Source organism: Flavobacterium branchiophilum NBRC 15030 = ATCC 35035, assembly GCF_002217205.1.
GTDB lineage: Bacteria > Bacteroidota > Bacteroidia > Flavobacteriales > Flavobacteriaceae > Flavobacterium > Flavobacterium branchiophilum.
Map to the genome: position 1 here is coordinate 1 of NZ_MUGT01000177.1, position 3,408 is coordinate 3,408.

A 3,408-nucleotide genomic window follows, 5' to 3' on the forward strand; every position below is an offset into this window, starting at 1 on the left:
TCCGTTTAGGGTTCCGTCCCAACCTTCGTTTTGATTTACAGAGGTAGCACTCAATTGTTTGAGTAGTTTTCCGTTGCGGTCAAAGATATAAATTTTTGTGTTAGGTTGCGATTTTAAACCCGTAATATTCCATGTATCATTAAATCCATCGCCATTTGGAGTAAAAAAGTGCGGATAATCAATGGTTTCCACATCCAATATCGTGTAAGGATCACAACTTTGATTTCCTCCCTCAATGTCCCATACCCAAAGGGTGTGCGAGCCAAGGCTCACGTTTTCAAATTTAGGACTCACCTGTTGTGGCCCATCGTCTAGGCTGTACAAGTAAGTTCCATAACCCGCTACGGTGGCCTCTATAATTTGATTGCTTTCAAAAGCATTGGTTATCGTATAAGCCACCCCAGCTATTGGAGCCGCTGGCCCTGATTGATATACATCAAAACCAACAGAGGTAGTCGTACAGCCCAAAGTACTGTTGCTAATAACTTTGACACTAAATGTTCTTACGGCATCATTCACAGAGATGTCCCCGTTTTCGATGGTATAAGTAGCCCCAGTAGCTCCAGGAATTACCTGTGGCACTGCCGTACCTTCTTTTACATACCACACGTAAGTATAATCGCCCGTTACCTGACTGTCTAGCGTAAGGGGTCTTACTACTTTTTTGGTTAAATAATCCACACAAATGTAGTTGTAGCCATTATTGGTTTGGATGATAGGATTAGGATAACGCTCTATTTTGATGTTGATGGTTGTAAAATCTGTACATTTTGGCAAATAAATATTGTTGGTGTTGGTTACTTTTACATATATCGTGGACAACACAGGGTTTACACCCGCACCACTTGGGGCAGGCGTAACGTAATTTTGAGCCTGAACCAAAGTCAATGCGTTGGTGTCATTGGCCAAGTCGGTAGGGTTTGTAAAATAGGACAATACAAAAGTAGCAGGATCCTGCCCATTGAGTATAAGACCATCAAATTGTGTCAAATCTACTTTGCCAATACCGTCATAAGGATCGCCATAGTTGTCGCAGGTTGCAAAATTTTGAGGCCCAGTGGCTCTGGCTCTGTCTTCTACAATAAGGGTTAGGGTGCCAATTTCGTTGGTACAACCCGTAGCATTATTTACAATTCTTACATAAATGGTTTGGCTGTGTGGCGTAGTGTTGGTAAACAACAACGGCAAAGCATTAGTCCCATTTTGTGCCTCGGTTTGCAAGGCATGAAAGGTAAGGGTAAAGTTAGCGGGCAACTGCGATGTGCCTAATAATAAAGCTATTTTGGGTTGCAAATCAAACTGAGCCAAACCATCGCTGTTGTCGTCACAAATTTTATAAACAGGCAATGTAGCCACAGTTGGTCTTGGGTTTACCGTTAGTGTTTGTTTTACCATCACAAAACAATGTTGCCCTTGGTAATCTGTTCGGGTATTTTCTACACGAATCCACACATCGCCAGCCACGGCGGCGGCTGTTGGGTTCAGGATTTCGTTTACAGGAGGCACGGCTGTTGCCTCTGCATAAGAACGGAAATACCTCAAAATCAAGTTCGGATCGCCATTCATAATATAAGTAGCATTAACCGTCAAATTGAAAACCGACAATGGCACATCCAACGGGTTGTTGGGATCGGTGTAATTGTAAGCACATTGAGTACCAAGGCTAGGAATACCCGTTGTTCTTGGTGTTGGTATTGGCAAGACTCTTATGTCGAGTTTGGTCCAGCTTTTGCATCCAGTAGCATTGTTGGTAACCATCACACCCAGCGTTTGAGCAAATGGTGTGGTGTTGGTATAAGCCGTTGGATTGGCAATAGGTGTTCCCGTTTGTGGGTTGCTGTAACTTGGATAATATGTTACGGTATAGCCCGTCAAACCTTGGGTAATTTCGTTGTTTTTAAGGGTCAAATCAAAGGTATAAAACTGGTCGTTTGGATTGGCATCGGTGTCGCACACACTCAAAGCCGTAGGGATAGTCAAAGCCAAAGGCAAATTGACAATCAAATCAAAACGGGTAATGTTTCTACAATTGGTGCTGTTTCGTTTGATGCTGGCCCAAATGGTTTGCGGGTTGCTTATGTTGTAATAAGCAGCTGCATTTACAATTGGATTGGCTCCCGTTAGGGCATCGGCTTGTGTCAAATGATAAGTAACAGTATAGTTGCTAGCGGCACTGGTTTGCAAGGCTAATAAACCTGCCGTTTGTTGGGTCAAATCAAACAAGGTTAAACCATCTTGGTTGTTGCTATCGGTTTGATCGCATTTTGTCAAGTTGGCAATACTTCCCGAACCAGGCACAATTGGTGCAATATTGACATTCAATTCTATCGTAATGGCTTTTCTGCAACCGTATTGGTTTACGGCACTGGCATAAATAAATTGTACCAAAGCCCCACTGTTTTCATAATGTTGCGGATTGGCAATAGGATAAGACCCCGTTTGGGCATCGCTCAAGGTTTCGTGGTAAGTTATAGTAACGTTTATAGCACCCGCCAAAATATTGGCCGTAAGGGTTGTCAAATCAAAAAAGTATTGTCCATTTTGATTGGTATCGCAAATGGACAAAGGTGTTGTAGGTACAACAGGCATAGGCAACGGATTGACAATCAAATCCATGGTGCTAATATTGGAACAACCTGTAATGACATTGGTTAATTTTATACCCAAGGTTTGCGAATATGCCGATACATTGGTATAACTGCTCCAGTTGGCCGGCAAAATGGCATTGGTATTGGCATTGGCATCTGGCAAACTAGGATAAAAAGTAACATTCATGCCTGTTTGTCCATTCAAAAGGGTGGTAATTTGGCTGGCCAAGTCAAAATTTTCAAATCCCAACGGAGCGTTAGCATCGCAAAGGGTCATTGATGTAAAGCTCGAAGGTACAAGGGGTAATGGTTTTACAATTAATTTAAAATTGCCAATACTAAAACAACCCGTTCCAGGATATTGTATTCTGAAATAAACCGTTTGTTGGTTGGGGCTAGTGGTATTGGTATAAAAGTTAGGTAAAGCATTGGTTTGGTTTTGAGCATCGGCTAGGGAGCTGTAATATTTGATAACCGTTCCAATAAGGCCATTGGCAATTTCAGCATCTTTGGCGTGCATGTCAAAAGTTTCAATCCCATCGTTTGTAGGAGCGGTGTTGTCGCAAAGCACATAATCGGTCAGATTCACATTTGGAATCGGACGCGGATTGACAATCAGTTGCAAGGAGCTTGTAGAGAAACAAGCAGGAGCTAAAGGATCGAATATTCGTACATATATGGTTTGAGAAAAAGGCGTGGTAATGTTGCAATAGGTGTTGGGCAAGGGTTGCTCGCCTGTTTGAGCATCGGTTAGCGTTACGTGGTAAGTAACGGTTAAAGAGGCGTTGTTGTTGGTAATTTGTGGTGTAGCATTGCTTAG

1 protein-coding gene is annotated in these 3,408 nt (G+C 42.5%); it reads right to left on the reverse strand.

All coding sequences use genetic code 11. The features are described 5' to 3' along the window. The coding region (locus B0A58_RS15370) for a T9SS type B sorting domain-containing protein (protein WP_133063168.1) at window positions 1-3,408 on the reverse strand (3,408 nt) is incomplete at both ends.